Origin of the sequence: Winogradskyella aquimaris (assembly GCF_042676105.1) — a bacterium.
GTDB lineage: Bacteria > Bacteroidota > Bacteroidia > Flavobacteriales > Flavobacteriaceae > Winogradskyella > Winogradskyella aquimaris.
In genome coordinates this window covers 103,816-123,077 of the sequence record NZ_JBHTJQ010000016.1, presented here as the reverse complement: position 1 = coordinate 123,077, position 19,262 = coordinate 103,816, and the positions used below count along the sequence as shown (strand labels likewise).

17 protein-coding genes are annotated in these 19,262 nt (G+C 35.1%); 10 read left to right on the top strand and 7 right to left on the bottom strand.

The window, feature by feature from the left end; genetic code table 11:
- Nucleotides 1-16 precede the first annotated feature (16 nt).
- Genes glmS through ACFQ1K_RS10480 form a run of 3 tightly spaced genes read right to left on the bottom strand, consistent with a single transcriptional unit; the run spans nt 17 to nt 4,410 of the window.
- Nucleotides 17-1,864 carry a glutamine--fructose-6-phosphate transaminase (isomerizing) gene (gene glmS / locus ACFQ1K_RS10490; protein ID WP_320554695.1) on the bottom strand — a complete coding sequence of 616 codons (1,848 nt, stop codon included), beginning with the start codon at nt 1,862-1,864 and terminating at the stop codon, nt 17-19.
- 16 nt (nt 1,865-1,880) lie between these two features.
- Nucleotides 1,881-3,590, bottom strand: coding sequence for a DUF4270 domain-containing protein (locus ACFQ1K_RS10485; RefSeq protein WP_320554694.1), 1,710 nt, complete (start codon nt 3,588-3,590; stop codon nt 1,881-1,883).
- 7 nt (nt 3,591-3,597) lie between these two features.
- Nucleotides 3,598-4,410, bottom strand: coding sequence for a glycogen/starch synthase (locus ACFQ1K_RS10480; protein WP_320554693.1), 813 nt, complete (start codon nt 4,408-4,410; stop codon nt 3,598-3,600).
- 111 nt (nt 4,411-4,521) lie between these two features.
- Between ACFQ1K_RS10480 and panC the strand changes: the two genes are divergently transcribed.
- The 10 genes from panC to ACFQ1K_RS10430 all read left to right on the top strand — a co-directional run bounded on the left by panC (nt 4,522) and on the right by ACFQ1K_RS10430 (nt 16,399).
- Nucleotides 4,522-5,373, top strand: a complete 852-nt coding sequence (gene panC, locus ACFQ1K_RS10475) for a pantoate--beta-alanine ligase (RefSeq protein WP_320554692.1) — start codon at nt 4,522-4,524, stop codon at nt 5,371-5,373.
- 13 nt (nt 5,374-5,386) lie between these two features.
- On the top strand, nt 5,387-5,737 hold the full coding sequence (gene panD, locus ACFQ1K_RS10470; protein WP_320554691.1) for an aspartate 1-decarboxylase: 351 nt from the start codon (nt 5,387-5,389) through the stop codon (nt 5,735-5,737).
- Nucleotides 5,738-5,743: 6 nt separating this feature from the next.
- The gene (locus ACFQ1K_RS10465; RefSeq protein WP_320554690.1) at nt 5,744-6,703 is read left to right on the top strand and encodes a lysylphosphatidylglycerol synthase transmembrane domain-containing protein; all 960 of its coding nucleotides are present in this window, start codon (nt 5,744-5,746) and stop codon (nt 6,701-6,703) included.
- Between the two features lie 43 nt (nt 6,704-6,746).
- Nucleotides 6,747-7,895 (top strand): alpha/beta hydrolase, encoded by a 1,149-nt coding sequence (locus tag ACFQ1K_RS10460; RefSeq protein WP_320554689.1) that lies wholly within the window; start codon nt 6,747-6,749, stop codon nt 7,893-7,895.
- Nucleotides 7,896-7,972: 77 nt separating this feature from the next.
- Nucleotides 7,973-9,154, top strand: coding sequence for an alpha/beta hydrolase (locus ACFQ1K_RS10455; RefSeq protein WP_320554688.1), 1,182 nt, complete (start codon nt 7,973-7,975; stop codon nt 9,152-9,154).
- Between the two features lie 194 nt (nt 9,155-9,348).
- Nucleotides 9,349-10,707 (top strand): DNA repair protein RadA, encoded by a 1,359-nt coding sequence (radA, locus tag ACFQ1K_RS10450; protein WP_320554687.1) that lies wholly within the window; start codon nt 9,349-9,351, stop codon nt 10,705-10,707.
- Between the two features lie 241 nt (nt 10,708-10,948).
- Complete coding sequence (locus tag ACFQ1K_RS10445) at nt 10,949-11,746, top strand: T9SS type A sorting domain-containing protein (RefSeq protein WP_320554686.1); 798 nt, start codon at nt 10,949-10,951, stop codon at nt 11,744-11,746.
- A 126-nt stretch (nt 11,747-11,872) separates the two neighbouring features.
- Entirely contained in the window at nt 11,873-15,277 is a 3,405-nt protein-coding gene (ileS, locus tag ACFQ1K_RS10440; protein ID WP_320554685.1) for an isoleucine--tRNA ligase, read from the top strand.
- 5 nt (nt 15,278-15,282) lie between these two features.
- Nucleotides 15,283-15,666 carry a TraR/DksA family transcriptional regulator gene (locus ACFQ1K_RS10435; RefSeq protein ID WP_320554684.1) on the top strand — a complete coding sequence of 128 codons (384 nt, stop codon included), beginning with the start codon at nt 15,283-15,285 and terminating at the stop codon, nt 15,664-15,666.
- Between the two features lie 67 nt (nt 15,667-15,733).
- Entirely contained in the window at nt 15,734-16,399 is a 666-nt protein-coding gene (locus tag ACFQ1K_RS10430) for a lipoprotein signal peptidase (protein ID WP_320554683.1), read from the top strand.
- Here the strand turns inward: ACFQ1K_RS10430 and ACFQ1K_RS10425 are convergent.
- From ACFQ1K_RS10425 to ACFQ1K_RS10410, 4 genes are read right to left on the bottom strand one after another with little or no spacing between them, the layout of a single operon-like run.
- Nucleotides 16,353-16,916 carry a 5-formyltetrahydrofolate cyclo-ligase gene (locus ACFQ1K_RS10425; RefSeq protein WP_320554682.1) on the bottom strand — a complete coding sequence of 188 codons (564 nt, stop codon included), beginning with the start codon at nt 16,914-16,916 and terminating at the stop codon, nt 16,353-16,355. The two genes, ACFQ1K_RS10430 and ACFQ1K_RS10425, sit on opposite strands and share 47 nt — an antisense overlap.
- Complete coding sequence (locus tag ACFQ1K_RS10420) at nt 16,913-17,881, bottom strand: succinylglutamate desuccinylase/aspartoacylase family protein (RefSeq protein WP_320554681.1); 969 nt, start codon at nt 17,879-17,881, stop codon at nt 16,913-16,915. Before ACFQ1K_RS10420 ends, ACFQ1K_RS10425 begins: the two co-directional genes overlap by 4 nt.
- A complete protein-coding gene (gene rimK / locus ACFQ1K_RS10415; protein ID WP_320554680.1) occupies nt 17,882-18,757 on the bottom strand; it encodes a 30S ribosomal protein S6--L-glutamate ligase in 876 nt (291 codons plus the stop codon).
- Nucleotides 18,732-19,175 (bottom strand): ATP-dependent zinc protease family protein, encoded by a 444-nt coding sequence (locus tag ACFQ1K_RS10410; protein ID WP_320554679.1) that lies wholly within the window; start codon nt 19,173-19,175, stop codon nt 18,732-18,734. The genes rimK and ACFQ1K_RS10410 overlap by 26 nt, the downstream gene beginning before the upstream one ends.
- Between the last annotated feature and the right edge of the window lie 87 nt (nt 19,176-19,262).

Genomic DNA, 19,262 nt, shown 5'->3' with positions numbered 1-19,262 from the left:
ATTTGATTATTGAAATTTATTCAACCGTAACAGATTTTGCAAGGTTTCTAGGCTGATCTACATTTTTTCCCAACATCACAGCAATGTGGTAGGACAGTAATTGTAAAGGTATTGTTGTTAATAATGGAGTTAAACACTCTAAGGATTCTGGTACCTCTATAACATGATCCGCAAGCTCTCTTACGTTTTTATCTCCTTTAGTAACAATACCAATTATTTTCCCTTTTCTGGATTTTATTTCTTGAATATTGCTCACAACTTTTTCGTAGTGTCCTTTCTTTGTGGCAATAACAACCACTGGCATTTGTTCGTCTATAAGAGCAATAGGACCATGCTTCATTTCTGCAGCCGGATAACCCTCAGCATGGATGTAGGATATCTCCTTAAGTTTGAGAGCCCCTTCCAAAGCAACGGGAAAGTTAAAACCACGTCCTAGGTATAAGAAGTTAGTAGCATCTTTATAGATATTTGCGATGGTTTGTACGTAGCTATCTGATTCAAGAGCTTCTTTTACTTTATCAGGAATTGTCTCTAGTTCGATAAGATGATGTCTGAACTCTGAGCTAGAAATTGTGCCTTTTGCTCTTGCCAATCGCAGTGCCATTAGCGTTAAAACAGTGATCTGAGTTGTAAATGCTTTTGTAGATGCGACACCGATTTCTGGACCTGCATGGGTGTATGCTCCAGCATCAGTCTCACGGGCAATAGAAGACCCAACCACATTACAGACCCCAAAAACGAATGCACCTCTTGATTTCGCTAATTTGATAGCTGCAAGTGTATCTGCAGTTTCACCGGATTGAGAAATTGCAATAACAACATCTTTTTCTGTGATTACTGGATTTCTATATCTAAACTCAGACGCATATTCTACTTCTACTGGAATTCTTGCTAAATCTTCAAATATATATTCTGATACGAGACCAGCATGCCATGATGTACCACATGCAACAACAATAATTCTGTCAGCAGCTAGGAACTTTTTCATGTTATCTTCAACACCCGCTAACTTTATTACTGCATCATTAATTAGTAATCTGCCTCTGAAGGTGTCTAGGATTGCATCAGGCTGTTCATATATTTCCTTCAGCATAAAATGATTGTACCCTCCTTTTTCAATTTGCTCTAAATTCAATTGTAGCTCTTGAACGTAGGGATCTACCAAGGCATCACTTTTTATTTTTCTAACTTTAATCTCCTTGCCTCTTCTAATTATAGCCATTTCTTCATCCTCAAGGTAAATAGCATTTTTAGTGAACTCAATAAAAGGAGAAGCGTCACTCGCAATGAAAAACTCATCATCCCCGATTCCAATTGCTAGAGGGCTTCCTAATTTCGCAACGACAATTTCATTGGGTTTGTTTTTGTCAAAAACGGCAATGGCATAAGCTCCTACGACTTGGTTTAGCGCAATTTGTACTGCTTTTCCAAGTTTTATATTTTCATTTTTCTTAACATCCTCAATAAGGTTTACCAAAACTTCTGTATCGGTTTCGGATTTAAATTTGTAACCTCGTTTTATAAGCTCCTGTTTCAAAGCATCATAATTTTCTATAATACCATTATGAATGATAACAAGGTCACCAGAGTTTGAATAATGAGGGTGCGAATTGATATCGTTAGGTATACCATGTGTGGCCCATCTTGTATGGCCAATACCGAGAGAGCCATTTGTTGTGATTTCTTTTTCTAAACGTTCTTTAAGATCAGAGACTTTCCCTTTAGTCTTAGAAAGTTTAATACCTGTACCATCATATAGTGCAATACCAGCACTGTCATAACCACGATACTCTAATCTCTGAAGTCCTTTAATTACAATAGGGTAGGCTTCTCTGTGGCCAATATATCCAACAATTCCACACATAATTAGGTTAATTTATTTAGTCATTTGGTTCAGTGTAATATATTTCTAAGTACACTTTTTTAGTTTCATCTTCAGTATTATTTCCATGTAATACAGTGCCTTTTGGTGTCAATATCGAACTTACAGGTGAACTCACTAAGTCATCTTCGGATTGTACTTGAGCTTGTATAAGTTGCCCTTCTAAATTAACGTTTAGGGAAACTGCAAGTCCAAGCTCAACATTTGTTGAATCCCTCAACAGTAAATTATTGATATGCTCAGTAATTCTAAATTTGTATTTAATACCATCACCAGTTGGCTCATCATCAACTCGTTGCAAAGCACCAAGATGATTTATTCTTGATACCGAAGGTAAACTATTATTAGCAGCGTCCACAAAATAATCTTCCAACGGTCTTTTATCATCTATGTTATACACATACAGGCGGTGAGGTTCTTTTTCGGCATCCAGTTGACTAAGAACATCGTTGTCTACATAAAACACCAAATTCGCTTCGTTGACTAGGCGTCTAATTTTAACAAAATTGCCATCAGCATCCGTTTCTACAAAATCGTTTTTCCAACTTTCAAAGGTGTTCATGGAATCATCGTCATCATCTGTGTCTTCTCCATTAAATAATTTAAGTTTAGCAATTGCACCTTCACCACCCTTTAAATATAAACGACTATCTCCTGTTGCAGGATTTCCGTTTGGAATATTAAGATTAAAATCGTTTTCAAAAAAATTAATCCGATCTCCAGCAAAACGCATTGCAAATGATGCAGGTTCAGTCGTGTCTTCATCATCTAATTCGGATTCTGTTAACCTTTTATAGTAAATTGTAATACTGGCAGCGGTGGCACTTGTGCTTAAAATTAAATAACTGCCTTGATCTTCAAAAGGTTCGACTTTGAAATAGAGGCCCCTGAAATATTCCAAAAAACTATTTTCATTACTTAATACGGCACTGCCCTCTTGGTCTAGTATCTTACTTTGCCAAAAAGTGGGGTCCAGCTTTAATCGGATGCCTGGGATTTGCCTAGTAACCACAGTATTTTCATCTTCACCTTCAATTTCAGTTTGTGTTAAAACAAAGCCATTATCACTAATTGTAATATTTCCATTTGCATCTAAGGTAATATGCTTGTCTTCACTCGGGTTTGGATTTGGTAAAATAGTCAATTCTTGGGCTTCTAAGCTTGCATCGGAAATCATCTCAGATGTTGAGGCTGATTTGTTGGAAAAATAAGGTTGTGAATCACTAAACTCGGAGTTAGGATCAAAATCTCTTATAAAATAATTGCTTTCAAAAATTCTCAGTTTCATAGGAGAATTTCCATAAATAGAATCCGTTATGTAGCTGAGATTGCCCTCTTCGTCAATATCGGATATTGCAGAAAAAAAAGGTAAATTTAAAACAACAGAATCTACTTCGACGATATCGCCAAAATCGGGATCATAACTTGATAGTGTAAGTTGCGCAACAAAGTCTGACTTTACTCTTCCGTAAACATCATCGTAAATACCTAAAGTACTCAATCCAGTTCCATTATTGGTTTGCACAGGGCCTAGGGTATTATTGTATGTTATGATATCATAGGTATCGTTTAAAATTTCAAAGTTGGTAGCAACATCACTGTTTAAGACATCGGATTCTAAATTGTTAAAGTCACTATCGCATGCCATAAAACTTGACACAACCAAAATAACTATAAAAATATTTAGGGCAAATTTGTTCTTCTTCATAAGCTTTTTAACTGTTTAGTACAGTTTCTTTATAAAATTCAGTGTATGGATCTGCAAACTCTTCAATAGAATAGAAATCCAATACAGGTTTTTCCAGTTTGTTAATATAGTTCTCTAATTCCTTTGGCAATTCTTGAGACCCTCTTATTATCGCGTCGGAATTGTCAATAGCTACTTTCATAAGATTGATATAATCAGGTTTCTCCAGTGATTTAATCGCATCGTCTTCAAGGCCATCGAACTTAACTTTATCTTTCATTCCTTTATCTAACGTCCCGTCAAAGCTTTGATTGTATACGGATGTTACAATTTTACTCTCAGTAAATAATGGTTCTGTTTTATAAAATTCCTTAAGATAGAGTGGAAGTAAAGAGGCCAACCAACCATTAACATGAATAATATCAGGTGCCCAATTCAACTTTTTAACTGTTTCGATAACTCCTTTTGCAAAGAATATAGCACGTTCATCGTTGTCTGGAAAGAGCGTTCCATCCTCATCGGTTAAGGTTGCTTTTCTTTTGAAATATTCTTCGTTATCTATGAAATAAACTTGTATGCGCTCTTTGGGAATTGAAGCAACCTTTATGATAAGAGGCATATCTAGATCGTTGATGACAAGGTTGATTCCCGATAGTCTAATGACTTCATGCAGCTGGTGTCTTCTCTCATTAATATTACCAAAGCGAGGCATAAATATTCGTATTTGCCCTCCCTGTTTGTTTACCATTCTAGGAGCTTCAAAGGACATTGAAGAAATTTCGGTTTCTGGTAAATATGGAACAACTTCCGAGGACACATACAATATTCGTTTATCTTTCATAAATCTTCTGCTTTTGTAAATTAATAGTAAAAAACATGCAAAATTACAAAAATTTGTGCAGATTGCCAGTAAAATATTATGTTTGCACCCGTTAATTTTTTAGTTAATAGGGTGGAAATATTTCATAATAAATCTGAATTATCGCAACACTTGGATCGCATCAAGGCTGCAAACTCTACAGTCGGTTTTGTGCCAACCATGGGTGCGCTCCATGATGGCCATCTATCCCTCGTTGAGAAAGGATTAATTGAAAATGATATCATTGTAGTGAGTATTTTTGTAAATCCCACACAGTTTGATAACAAGCAAGATTTAGAAAAATACCCTAGAACATTGGAGGCCGATGTAGAGTTGTTAAAAAGTTTAGACCATAATAAAATCATAGTATATGCCCCAACTATAGAAGATATTTATGGTAATACGGTACAATCTCATACTTTTAAGTTTGATGGTCTTGAAAATGAAATGGAAGGCGCTTTTAGGGAAGGGCATTTTAATGGTGTAGGAACTATAGTTAAGCGCTTGTTTGAAATTGTAAAGCCCAATAAAGCGTACTTTGGAGAGAAGGACTATCAACAATTACAAATTATTAAGAAGCTTGTTGAATTGCATCAAATACCTGTAGAGGTTATTGGTTGTCCAATTCACAGGGAGAAGGATGGATTGGCGATGAGCTCCAGAAATATTAGGTTAACAAAGGCGCATAGAAAGGCAGCTCCATTTTTATACAAAACATTAAAATCTGCCAAAACCAAGTTTGGCACAAAAAGTGCTAAACAAGTGATGGAATGGGTTAAAACGCAATTTAGTAAACAACCACTATTGGAGTTGGAATATTTTATTATTGCGGATATAGAAACCTTAAAGCCAGTAAAACGAAAATCAACAAAAAAGACATATCGAGCATTTATTGCTGTTTATGCAGGTGATATAAGACTAATAGATAATATCGCCTTAAATTAATTATCTTTGCCTCATGCAAATTCAAGTTGTAAAATCTAAGATTCATCGCGTAAAATGTACAGGAGCTGACCTAAACTACATTGGTAGTATAACTATTGATGAGGATTTAATGGAAGCAGCTAATATTATACAAGGAGAAAAAGTCCAGATTGTTAACAATAATAATGGCGAGCGACTAGAGACTTATTGTATTCCAGGGCCTCGAAATAGTGGTGAAATTACTTTAAATGGTGCCGCTGCTCGTAAAGTAGCTGTTGGTGATATTTTAATTTTAATCACATACGCTTTCATGGATATTGAAGAGGCTAAAGTTTTTAAGCCATCATTGGTTTTTCCAGATGAGGCCACCAATCTCCTAAAATAATATTGTTTGAACAATTCCAAGTCCATCCTAAAAGTTTTGATACCCTTACTCTTAGGTGTGATTTTGGTTTGTTACTCAATTTCTCAAATTTCGATTTCAAAATTAGTTCAGTATTTTAAAGATGCTGATTATTTTTGGGTAATTCTTGGTGTTGCTTTTGGCATTTTAAGTCATGTTTCAAGGGCTTATCGGTGGTTGTTTATGGTAGAGCCTTTAGGTTATAAACCTAAGTTTGCAAATAGCTTCATGGCGGTTTATGCTGCGTATTTGATCAACTTTACTATACCAAGAGCTGGTGAATTGGCTAGAGCATCCATTTTAACTAATTACGAGAACATACCTTTTGAAAAAGGTTTTGGTACTATAGTTGCCGAGCGAGTGGCAGATACGCTTATGCTTTTAATCATTATAGGTTTTGCCTTTGCATTAGAGTTTGAATTCATATTCAATTTTTTTATTACCAAGTTCAACCTTTCAACAATCATAATGGGAGTCTTAATACTGCTACTACTGGCTATTTTACTCTATGTATTTATTGTTAGAAGTGGTTCTAAAATTGCCTTAAAAATCAAAGAATTTATTGGTGGATTGGTAGAAGGAGCTCTTAGTATCTTTAAGATGAAGAAAAAGTGGGCTTTTATTTTTCATACCGTCTTTATTTGGGTAATGTATTTAAGTATGTTTTATATAACAACATTTGCATTATCAGAGTTGGACCAAATACCCTTGGCTGCTGTTTTAATTGGATTTATTTTGGCAAGTTTTAGTATTGCAGCTACCAATGGTGGAATTGGCTCATTCCCAGAAGCCATAGTGATAGCTTTTGCATTATTTAATATTACCGAAGATCCAAGCAGGGCTTTTGGTTGGATTATGTGGTCTACACAAACTTTGGTAATTATTATTCTTGGTGGTTTTTCTTTAGTCTATCTGCCAATCTACAATAGAAAGCGGGTAAGTATTTAGAATTATTTTTTACCTTGCTTTAACTTTAAAGACAGTCACCAAAATGAAGACAATTTCTGCCTCTGTGCTTTTATTTTGCTTATTAGCTACTAGCCATGCGCAAGCTATATACAAAACAATAGATTCTTATAAGTTAGACGGTACAAGAGAATTAAAGATTCAATTACCAAGGAACTACGATCCTGACTCAGAAAGAGCATATCCCTTGGTCATTACTTTAGATGGTGATTATTTGTTTGAACCTGTTGCTGGCAATATAGATTACCAAGCCTACTGGGAAGATATACCAGATTGTATTGTGGTTGGTGTTAAGCAAGATAAAACCAGAGAAGATGATTTTATGTATGATGACACCACCTATTTCCCATCAGAAGGTGGTGCTAACTTTTATGAATTTCTCAGCAGTGAGTTAATACCATATATTGAAGAAAGTTACAATGTCTCAAATTTTAAAGTCATTATTGGGCATGATTTAGGGGCGAACTTTATGAATTATTATTTGTTTAAAGATAAGCCATTGTTTAGGGCTTACATAAGTTTGAGTCCCGATCTGGCGCCAGAAATGATAAATAGATTACAAGAAAGACTATCTATCTTAGAACAGGAAACATTTTATTATATGGCTACCGCAGATGCTGATATTAAGGCTTTAAGAAATGATATTTTAGAGTGTGATGCTAAGTTAAAGACCATTCAGAATGACAAGCTGCATTATAAGTTTGATAATTTTGACGATGCTAATCATTATTCACTTGTTGGTAGAGGTATTCCTAAAGCATTAAATGAGATATTCACCTTATACAAACCTATAAACGGTAAAGAGTATAATGAAAAAATACTAACCTATGAAGGCTCACCTTATGACTACCTTATTAAAAAGTATGAAAACATTGAGTATTTCTATGGTTTTGAAAAACAATTGACGGAAAATGATATTAGAGCTATTGCTGCAGCTTGCAAAAAAAGAGACGATTTAGAAGGTTTGGAAAAGCTTGCTAAATTGGTCAATAAAGAATTCCCGAAATCTATGTTAGGTGCTTACTATATGGGTATGTACTACGAAAGAGATGGAAATCTAAGAAAAGCTTTACTCCGTTATAAATCTGGTTTGTTGTTAGAGCCATCACAATATATTGATAAGGAAATGATGCTAGAAAAAATGTACGAAGTCCAAGATGCATTGGATGACTAAGTGCATTTCATCGAAAAAAATTCACAACTTGACGATATTTTAGTATGTTTGATAATCCTAAGTCAAACCTACTTATAATGAGAAAAGCTACCCTAATAGTTTTGGTGTGCCTCTTTTGTATACCGCTTTTTGCTCAAATTAGTTATGATGAAATAAAATCATCAAAATTAAATGCAGTCCGAAAACTAAAGATTAAACTTCCAAAGGATTACGATCCATCTTCAGAAGTGAAATACCCTTTGATTATTGTATTTGATGGGGACTATCTGTTTGAGCCCATTGCAGGTCAGGTAGATTTTCAAACCTATTTTGACGACATGCCAAGCTCAATTGTTGTAGGCGTAGTACAAGGAAGTGAAAGACGTTACGACGGCTATTGTGATGAGGTGACAGGGCTTCCAAAAGAGTCCGGGTTGCGTTTTCACAATTTTGTAGCAGAAGAACTCCTACCTTATTTAGACAATAGATATAACACAAGTAAATTTAGAGTTGCTGTTGGACACGATTTAATGGGGAATTTTATTAATTCGTATTTGTTTAAAGAAGACCCATTGTTTAATGCCTATGTATGTATTAGCCCTGATTTATCGGGTACAGTTAGGGATTATTTAGGAAAGCGTTTAGAGTTTTTCAAAGACGATATTTTCTATTACATGGCGACATCAGACAAGGATTTGCCATACATTAGACAGGCTGTATTAAATGCAGACTCTCAAATTTCTCAAGTCAACAATCAGAATTTAACCTATTATTTTGATGATTTTGAAAACGATAATCATTACACCTTAGTAAATAGTGCTATTGCAAGATCTTTTGATAAGATTTTTGAGTTGTATAAACCGCTTCGCGAAAAGGAACTTGAGGAAAAAGTATTGCCTTATGAAGGTACATTAGATGAATATCTGGTAGATAGATATGATAGGATTGAAAATTTATTTGGAATAAAAAAACCGATCACCGAACAAGAGTTTGAAAAAGTTGTTAAAGTGGCCGAACAACGTAACGATTTGGAATCATTGGAAAAAATAGGAAAATTGGCCAAAAAACTTAATCCAGAATCCTTGCTAGGTACCTATTATTTAGCACAATATTCAGAGAAGATTGGTAAGACCAAAAAGGCAAAAAAGCTTTATGAGTCTGCGCTCACATTAAATGATGTTAGCCATATAGATAGAGATTTTATATTTTCTAAAATAGATGAGCTTACAATAGCAGATACTGACGAACAAGAAGAAGAGGAGGACAATGAAGAAAACTAAAAGAAACCTTTCGACGGATTATTTTTTTGAAGACTTGTTTAAAAAGGCTAAGTCCTTTTTCTCAACGCAAAGGTTTTCAAAACTGCACATCGTAAAACTTTTAGCGATTGTAAATTGGTTTAAGGACATCAATTAAAATTATCTTAATTTAGCCGTTCTAATTATTACCTTGAATATTTTGGTTTTAGAAGTTAATGGCTAAAGTAAAAACAACTTTTTTTTGTCAGAATTGCGGTGCCCAATTTGCCAAATGGCAAGGTCAGTGTACCTCTTGCAGACAGTGGAATACCATTGCGGAAGAGGTCATTCAAAAGCCCGAAAAAAGTGACTGGAAATCTAATGCTCCATCCTCAAAGCGAGTTTCAAAGCCTTTAAGAATAAACGAGATCGATACAGCCCAAGAAGCTAGGTTAGATATGCATGATGCTGAATTTAACCGTGTACTTGGAGGTGGTATGGTACAAGGGTCTTTAACTCTTTTAGGTGGTGAGCCAGGTATTGGTAAAAGTACGTTACTACTTCAGATTGCTTTAAGTTTGCCATACAAAACACTATACGTATCAGGTGAAGAAAGCCAAAAGCAGATTAAAATGCGTGCCGAACGTATAAACCCTAGTAATAACAATTGCTATATTCTTACCGAAACTAAAACACAGAATATCTTCAAGCAAATTGAAGAATTAGAACCTGATTTGGTGGTTGTAGATTCCATTCAAACACTTCACAGTGATTATATAGAATCTTCGGCAGGTAGCATTTCTCAAATAAAGGAATGTACTACAGAGCTTATAAAGTTTGCTAAGGAAACAGCGACACCAGTGCTTTTAATAGGACATATAACCAAAGATGGGCAGATTGCAGGACCTAAGATTTTAGAGCATATGGTAGACACGGTTTTACAGTTTGAAGGAGATCGTAATCATGTATTTAGAATCATAAGAGCGCACAAGAACCGTTTTGGTTCAACCAACGAGCTTGGTATATACGAAATGCAAGGTTCTGGCTTGAGAGAAGTTACCAATCCTTCAGAAATTTTAATTTCTGAAAAGGACGGAGAACTTTCCGGTAATGCCATTGCCGCCACCTTAGAAGGTTTGAGGCCACTGATGATTGAAGTTCAGGCTTTAGTGAGCACAGCAGTTTATGGCACACCACAACGTTCTGCTACTGGCTTTAATGCCAAACGACTAAATATGCTCCTGGCGGTTTTAGAAAAACGTGCGGGTTTTAGGCTAGGTGCTAAAGACGTGTTTTTAAATATTACTGGCGGAATCACTGTTGATGATCCTGCAATAGACTTAGCTGTAGTAGCGGCTATTTTATCCTCAAATGAGGATGTGGCTTTGCCAAATGATTACTGTTTTGCTGCAGAAGTTGGCTTGTCAGGTGAAATAAGACCAGTACAGCGTGTAGAGCAGCGTATTCTTGAAGCAGAAAAATTAGGCTTTTCCACTATTTTTGTGTCTAAGTACAATAAAATATCCTTAAAAAATACTTCAATCAAAGTTCAGCGTATTTCAAAAATCGAGGATTTGGTGCATTTCTTGGTTTAACTGCCTGAAAATGAGGGGTTGTTAATCGGTATTTTTAGCCTTTACCATTAAAATTTAATAGTTCAACGACTTTCTTAGCACTTTATCGAATAAGAATGGTAGGTAGTTTTCTTGATGCTACTATTGTAATTGTAAATCAGACATTTACGATACTTTCCCTCGGATTACAATCCATTTGACTTAAAGATTTTATTGTAGTACATAGTTATTAGGACTTAAACAAAACACTAAACCTTATACTATGAAAACAAAACTACTTAATCAAAAAAACATTTGGCTTTTCATGCTTGTATTAATTTGTTATACAAGCGTTTCAATTGCACAAAATTCTTCAAGCAACAATTCAGCATCTGATGAAATGCAAGGCTTTAAATTAGAATTTATTACCCTAGATGGATTAGAGATATCCAGAGAACTTCGTTTAAGTTTTAGTTCAATTACCTCTGACGGCTTTGATGAAGGTTTTGATACAAAAAATTTAAATGTATTATCCGACGATTTAAACCTAGTTTTAGATGGTGAACTTATGAATGCTCAGGCTTATGGACCAATTACCGAAGATAAATCGGTGCCACTTGTACTTCAAAGTACAGGTAATTATGATTTTACTATTCAATTGACCTCTATGGAAAATATGGGAGATCAAAGTATTAGGTTAAAAGATAACTATACAGAAAGTGTGTATGACTTAAGAAGTGGAGATATATTTCAGTTTTCGTCAGCGTCTGGATCATTTGAAGATAGATTTAATATATTTTTTAAATCACAAACCTTATCTCAGTCTGACCTAGAACTTCAAGGTCTTAATCTTAACTTTATCAATGGCTCAAATACTATGATTATTAATAATCCAAAAAATGTAAAGATTAGTAATATCGAAATGTATGCTGTTTCTGGTCAAATGGTTGAGAATAAAATCTTTGAAAATGAAAATCAGCGTGTACAATATACCCTTAGTCATATGACTGCAGGTATTTACATTGTAAGAGTAATAACAGAAACCAACTCTATCTTAACCAAGAAGATTATTGTAAACTAGGATTCAAAACACAAAAATCACAAAGGCTATTTCATTAGACAATGGGATAGCCTTTTGTTTTCAATAAACTCGACTGATTTTTAGTAAAAAATCCTTAATTTCGCAGCTCGAAAAGAAATGCGAATAATGAGTACAAAGTTCCCTGAATATAAAGGACTTAACTTACCAAAAGTTGCTGAAGACATCAATAACTATTGGGAAGCTAATAATATCTTCGAAAAAAGTGTTACCACACGTGAGGGTAAAGCACCTTATGTCTTTTTTGAAGGCCCACCTTCTGCCAATGGATTACCAGGTGTGCATCATGTATTGGCACGTGCTATAAAGGATATCTTTCCACGCTACAAAACAATGAAAGGTTTTCAGGTTAAACGAAAAGCAGGTTGGGATACACACGGTTTACCAGTAGAGCTTGGGGTTGAAAAAGAATTGGGTATAACCAAAGAAGATATAGGCACAAAAATTACAGTTGAAGAATACAACGAAGCGTGTAAAAAAGCCGTAATGCGCTACACAGATATTTGGAATGACCTTACTAAAAAGATGGGCTACTGGGTAGATATGGATGATCCATACATTACGTACAAATCCAAATATATGGAAAGTGTATGGTGGTTGTTGAAGCAGATTTATGATAAAAATTTATTGTACAAAGGTTACACCATCCAACCCTATTCACCAAAAGCAGGTACAGGTTTAAGTTCGCACGAGCTTAACCAACCAGGAACCTACCAAGACGTTACAGATACTACAGTTGTTGCGCAGTTTAAAGCTAAACCTGAAACTTTGCCAAACTTTCTTCAAAATGAAGGTGATATCTATTTCTTAGCATGGACGACCACACCATGGACCTTGCCGAGTAACACAGCTTTAACGGTTGGACCAAAGATTGATTATGTTTTAGTTGAAACCTACAACCAATATACATTTAAACCAATGAATGTTGTATTGGCGAAGAGTCTTGTTGGTAAACAATTTGACGGAAAATACAAGCAAGTTGAAACCAAGCCAGATCTTCTAGAATTCAAAGAAGGAGATAAAAAGATTCCGTTCTACGTTGTTAAGGAATTCAAAGGAAAAGATTTAGTAGGTATTCGCTACGAGCAATTGTTAGATTACGCCTTGCCAAACGACAGTCCTGAAAATGCGTTTAGAGTCATTTCAGGGGATTTTGTGACAACTGAAGATGGTACAGGTATCGTTCATACTGCACCTACATTTGGTGCGGATGATGCCTTGGTAGCAAAACAAGCTAAACCAGAAGTGCCGCCACTATTGGTAAAAGATGATAATGGTAATTTGGTGCCTTTAGTTGACTTACAAGGTCGATTTAGACCAGAAATGGGTGAGTTTGCTGGCAAGTACGTAAAGAATGAATATTATAACGATGGTGAAGCACCAGAAAAATCTGTTGATGTTGAGCTTGCCATTAAATTAAAGATAGAAAACAAAGCCTTTAAGGTTGAAAAATATAAGCATAGCTACCCAAATTGTTGGAGAACCGATAAACCCATTTTATACTATCCGTTAGATTCTTGGTTCATCAAAGTTACCGACGTTAAAGGTAGAATGCACGAGTTAAATACGACCATTAACTGGAAACCTAAATCAACTGGTGAGGGTCGCTTTGGTAATTGGTTGGCTAATGCTAATGATTGGAATTTATCACGTTCACGTTTTTGGGGTATTCCATTACCGATTTGGAGAACAGAAGACGGTAAAGAACAGCTATGTATAGGTTCTGTTGAAGAATTAAAAAGTGAAATAGCAAAAGCGGTTGAAGCAGGAGTAATGTCTGAAGATATTTTTGCAGACTTCGAAGTTGGCAATATGTCTGAAGAAAACTATGAAAAAATAGACCTGCATAAAAACGTCGTCGATAAAATCGTTTTAGTGTCACCATTAGGCCAACCTATGAAGCGTGAAGCAGATTTAATTGATGTTTGGTTCGATTCTGGTTCTATGCCTTATGCGCAATGGCATTATCCGTTCGAAAACAAAGATTTTATAGATAAGAAAGAAGCGTTTCCAGCAGATTTCATTGCTGAAGGTGTTGACCAAACACGTGGATGGTTCTATACGCTACATGCGATCGGAACAATGGTTTTCGATTCTGTAGCCTATAAAAATGTAGTGTCTAACGGATTGGTGCTAGATAAAAACGGACAAAAAATGTCTAAACGTTTAGGTAATGCGGTAGACCCGTTTGAAACCTTAGCTAATCACGGAGCAGATGCGACACGTTGGTATATGATAAGTAATGCCAATCCTTGGGATAACTTAAAGTTTGATATAGAAGGTGTAGAAGAGGTAAAACGTAAGTTCTTCGGAACACTCTATAACACCTATTCTTTCTTCAGTTTATATACCAATTTAGATGGTTTTAAATATGAAGAAGCGGATATTCCTCTACATGAAAGACCAGAATTAGACCGCTGGATTTTGTCTGAATTAAATACTTTAATAAAAAAGGTAGATGAATATTATGCCGAATATGAGCCAACAAAGGCTGCAAGAGCGATATCAGATTTTACACAAGATTACCTAAGTAACTGGTATGTGCGCTTAAGTAGAAGACGTTTCTGGAAAGGAGATTACCAGACAGATAAGATTTCGGCATACCAAACGCTTTATACATGCATGGAAACCATTGCAAAGCTCGGTGCACCAATTGCACCTTTCTTTATGGATCGTTTGTATTTGGATTTGAACTCAGTAACGAAAAAAGAAAGTTTTGAAAGTGTGCATTTAGCAGAGTTTCCAAAAGCAGATGAAAGTGCTATAGACAAGATTTTAGAGCGTAAAATGGAAAATGCACAGACAATATCTTCTTTGGTGTTGTCACTAAGAGCAAAAGAAAAAATTAAAGTACGACAGCCGCTACAAAAAATCATGATACCTGTTGATAGTCAGCAGCAGAAAGAAGAAATAGAAGCGGTTTCAAGCTTAATAAAGCATGAGGTAAATATTAAGGATATAGAGCTTTTAGAAGATGCGTCTGATATATTGGTGAAGCAAATAAAACCAAATTTTAAGATCTTAGGACCACGATTTGGTAAGGATATGAAGTTGATTGCCAATACTATAAGTGCTTTTACGCCAGACGACATTAAAAAAATAGAACAAAATGGCAATTTAGACGTTGTAATTAACGGAAAAAGCATTAATTTGGGACTTGACGATGTAGAAATTACATCTCAAGATATTGAGGGATGGCTCGTTGCGAACGAAGGGACATTAACCGTGGCCTTAGATGTAACAATTACTGAAGATCTGCGTAAAGAGGGTATTGCACGTGAGCTCGTAAACCGTATTCAAAATTTACGTAAAGATTCAGGTTTTGAAGTAACTGATCGCATAGATGTTCAGTTACAAAATGATGCACAAGTTGCAGCGGCAATTGCTTCAAATGAAGAGTATATAAAATCAGAAACCTTAACCGAAGACTTACAAATAATGGACAATGTAAAGGATGGTATAGAAATTGCTTTCGATGAAGTAAATACGAGATTGTTCATTCAAAAACATTAACAATTATGGCAACAGATACAAAAAACAGATATTCAGACAAGGACTTAGAAGAATTCAGAGTTTTAATTCAAGAAAAAATTGATAAAGCTGAGCACGATTTAGAACTGATAAAAAGTGCTTATATGAATGATCATAATAATGGAACTGACGATACGTCTCCAACCTTTAAAGCGTTTGAAGAGGGTAGTGAAACCATGAGTAAAGAAGCGAATTCTGCATTGGCTATAAGACAGGAAAAGTTTATTCGTGATTTAAAAAATGCCTTGATTAGAATTGAAAATAAGACCTATGGTGTTTGTCGTGTTACTGGAAAATTGATCAACAGAGAGCGCTTAAAATTGGTACCTCATGCTACCTTGAGTATAGAAGCCAAAAACATGCAAAAATAAATTCTGTTTTAGAATTATAAATCAATAAAATCTAAAGCTTTGGAATGTATTTCAAAGCTTTTTTATTATGTCATTAAAGAAAGCTTCCATAATTATTATCTTCATTTTGCTAATCGATCAGATTAGCAAAATTTACATTAAAACTCATTTTGCAATTAATGATAGCATCACAGTGTTTTCATGGTTTAAAATTGATTTTATTGAAAATGACGGCATGGCTTGGGGAACAAAACTAAGTGACTTTTTCGATTTTATATCTGATAAAACCGCTAAACTGACTTTAACCTTATTTAGAATTGTAGCCGTTACAGCAATTGGATTTTGGTTAGTAGATGTGATCAAAAAACAAAAATCCAAGATCTTAATATTTGCTATTTCCATAATATTTGCAGGAGCATTAGGAAATATCTTAGACTCCGTTTTTTATGGCATTTTATTTAGTGATAGCCATATGCAAGTAGCTACCTTTTTACCTGACGAGGGTGGCTATGCAGGTGTATTTTATGGTAATGTGGTAGATATGTTGCATTTTCCAATTTGGAGTGGTGTTTTACCAGAATGGCTACCGTTTATTGGTGGTAAATACTTTTCATTTTTTGACCCTGTGTTTAACGTCGCTGATGTTGCGATAAGTACAGGGATTGGGATTTTGATTGTTTTTAATAAAAAGGCTTTTAAGGAAGAAATTAAAACCGATAAATCTGATTTGGAGTTACGCAATAATCCAATTTAATGTCGTTTTCTGAAGTTTCAAAATGTTCAGCTTCAGCATCAAAAAAAGACAATCCAATTTTAATAGTTTCAGGTTTGCACTCACTTAAAAATCGGTCGTAAAACCCTTTGCCATAACCTATTCGATTTCCTGAATTATCAAATGCTAAAAGTGGAATAAAGACCACATCTATTTGAGAGGACTTAATTTCTATACCATCTACTGGCTCAGGTATGTTATAATTGTTTTTCTTAATTTTTGTGCCATCAGTGAGCAAATAATGCGTCATGGATATATCGTCAAAATTACTTTTAGAGATAACAATGTTTTTGTCTTTTCCCGCAAGTATATTTAAGATAAATTCTGTGTTAACTTCCTTCTGTTCTTCAATACTTAAGAAAATATGATAACATGAACTATCCCAGATATCTAGCTGTAGTAACCGATTTGCAATGGAGAGGCTAAAATCGTCAACTTGGTCGAAGCTAAGTGATTTTCTAAAGGCTTTATATTTTTTCCTAATCTCTGATTTGGTCATTGTTTAAGTCTTGTAGACATATGGAATATGGCATCCCCCTGATAGATAATTGGTGATTCATTGACATTGAAAATATAGCCGTTGTTTGGGGCTTTTACAAAATGATTAAAACTGCCATAGGGGTCGGTAATATGACCTAAAACATCTCCTTTTTTTACTTGGGTATTCACACTTATCGTAGCTTTGAACATACCAGAATAACTGGCCCTAATCCATTTGCTATCTGTAATTTTGATGCAGCTTTTTTTAGGTTTAGAAGTTTTAAATTTCGTATTTAACATCCCCAAGTGATGCAGCACACGTTTCACGCCATTAACACCTGTATTTGTAACGGTATTGTCAATGTGAAAGGATTTACCTCCTTCAAATAAAAGCATTGGAATACCAAGTTTATAGCAAGAGTTTCTAAAAGATTTTTTAAGATTTTTGGAGTAATATATAATAGGCGCACCAAAAACCTGTGCAAGTTCATCTAGAACAATATCATTTTTTACAATACGAATCTGAGCAGCATTAAAGCGATCCGCTCCTCCAGTATGAAAATCTATAATCAAATCGGCATGAGGCACAATTTCTGTCATGAGTTTATGGGCAACTCTACTGGCTAATGAACCATTTTTACTTCCAGGAAACACACGGTTAAGGTCACGACCGTCTGGAAATTCTCGATCCATGTGTATAAATCCAAAGACATTGATTACAGGGATACAAATAATAGTTCCCTTTTTTGGCTTATTTATACCCTTAGAGATGATTTGACGCACGACTTCAACACCATTGACTTCATCACCATGAATACCAGCCGTTATCAAAACAATTGGTCCTGGTTTTTTAGAACGTTCTATAATCACGGGGACTTCAATCGTGTTTTGGGTATGAAGTTTCGCAACACTGAAACTGACTTTTGCACTTTCTCCCAACGCGACTTTTTTTCCTAATATATTTAGAACTTCTCTTTCACTCATCTATCTACGGTTACGCTCAATAAAAGTAATAATGGCTCTAGCAATATTTTTTTGGGTTGCACCTTCTATACCTTCTAGTCCTGGTGTTGAGTTAACCTCCATAATAAGAGGTCCTCTTGAAGATTGTAGCATATCTACACCACAAACAGGCAACTTTAATGCACGAGCCGCTTTAATGGCTAGTTTCAATTCCTCCTCACTAAGTTTAATAAGATTTGCTTTACCGCCTCTATGCAAATTTGAACGGAACTCGCCATCTTTTCCTTGCCGTTTCATCGCACCAACCACTTGACCGTCAACAATAAGTGCTCTAAGATCTGCACCTTTAGCCTCAGCAATAAATTCTTGTACAAGAGCTCTAGCTTGTAATCCATTAAATGCTTCTAATACCGATTCTGCTGCGTTCTTGGATTCAGCTAAGACCACTCCCAAACCCTGTGTACCTTCTAATAATTTTATAATTACAGGAGGCCCGCCAACATGATTTAATACCTCTTCAACGTCTCTCGAATAATTGGTAAAAACAGTTTTAGGCATGCCAATACCAGCTTTTGATAGTCGTTGAAAGCTGCGTAATTTATCCCTAGATCGGATTATGGCGTCAGATGACACTGTGGTGAAAACATTCATCATTTCAAATTGTCTCACTACGGCACATCCAAAAAAGGTAACCGAAGCACCAATTCTTGGAATAATGGCATCTACATAATCTAAATATCTGTCTTTATAATAAATGGTAGGTTTTTCCTTTTCAATGATAATATCACATTTTAGTGGGTCTATAACCTCCACATCATGACCTCTATTTTCAGCTTCCTCGATTAAACGCCGCGTGGAATACAACTGAGAGTTACGAGATAGAATGACTATATTCATTTGAGGTATGGTTAAAAGATTGGTTTTCTAGGTCTACATCGACCAAAAATTTTTGTCTTAGAAATTGGCGGCCAATCAAGACCGGAAATTTCATATCGTCTCTAGTGCTTAAAGTTAAGTTAATCTTATAGCTTTTTCCAAAGAATATAGTAGTTGTTTTAATTTTATATCTATTTTCTTTATAGCCATTACTACTCTTTACATCAGTAAGGGAATAATTTTCAAAAGTTACTGCTTTACCATTAAAGTTTGGATGCCCCTTGCTTTCAAAAACACAATAAAGTTTGCCATCTTCCTCTCTAATTTTAGAACAGTGAATGGCAGAGGTGTATGCCCCTGTATCTATCTTAACATCAATATTATTGAGATGTAATTCAGGGAAGTCAATTTTATCAACGCGTCCCAAAACTTTTTTCATAGTTAATTTATTTTTTAAAAAAGTGGCGCAAGATAGTCATAAAGTTTCATGAAAAACATAAAACTTTTTACGATATCATTACCTTTG

Bases quoted from the DNA above. Each gene is read 5' to 3' on its own strand.
- glmS (WP_320554695.1), bottom strand. From the start codon at position 1,864: ATGTGTGGAATTGTTGGATATATTGGCCACAGAGAAGCCTACCCTATT.
- ACFQ1K_RS10485 (WP_320554694.1), bottom strand. From the start codon at position 3,590: ATGAAGAAGAACAAATTTGCCCTAAATATTTTTATAGTTATTTTGGTT.
- ACFQ1K_RS10480 (WP_320554693.1), bottom strand. From the start codon at position 4,410: ATGAAAGATAAACGAATATTGTATGTGTCCTCGGAAGTTGTTCCATAT.
- panD (WP_320554691.1), top strand. From the start codon at position 5,387: ATGCAAATTCAAGTTGTAAAATCTAAGATTCATCGCGTAAAATGTACA.
- ACFQ1K_RS10460 (WP_320554689.1), top strand. From the start codon at position 6,747: ATGAAGACAATTTCTGCCTCTGTGCTTTTATTTTGCTTATTAGCTACT.
- ACFQ1K_RS10455 (WP_320554688.1), top strand. From the start codon at position 7,973: ATGAGAAAAGCTACCCTAATAGTTTTGGTGTGCCTCTTTTGTATACCG.
- radA (WP_320554687.1), top strand. From the start codon at position 9,349: ATGGCTAAAGTAAAAACAACTTTTTTTTGTCAGAATTGCGGTGCCCAA.
- ACFQ1K_RS10445 (WP_320554686.1), top strand. From the start codon at position 10,949: ATGAAAACAAAACTACTTAATCAAAAAAACATTTGGCTTTTCATGCTT.
- ileS (WP_320554685.1), top strand. From the start codon at position 11,873: ATGAGTACAAAGTTCCCTGAATATAAAGGACTTAACTTACCAAAAGTT.
- ACFQ1K_RS10435 (WP_320554684.1), top strand. From the start codon at position 15,283: ATGGCAACAGATACAAAAAACAGATATTCAGACAAGGACTTAGAAGAA.
- ACFQ1K_RS10430 (WP_320554683.1), top strand. From the start codon at position 15,734: ATGTCATTAAAGAAAGCTTCCATAATTATTATCTTCATTTTGCTAATC.
- ACFQ1K_RS10425 (WP_320554682.1), bottom strand. From the start codon at position 16,916: ATGACCAAATCAGAGATTAGGAAAAAATATAAAGCCTTTAGAAAATCA.
- ACFQ1K_RS10420 (WP_320554681.1), bottom strand. From the start codon at position 17,881: ATGAGTGAAAGAGAAGTTCTAAATATATTAGGAAAAAAAGTCGCGTTG.
- rimK (WP_320554680.1), bottom strand. From the start codon at position 18,757: ATGAATATAGTCATTCTATCTCGTAACTCTCAGTTGTATTCCACGCGG.
- ACFQ1K_RS10410 (WP_320554679.1), bottom strand. From the start codon at position 19,175: ATGAAAAAAGTTTTGGGACGCGTTGATAAAATTGACTTCCCTGAATTA.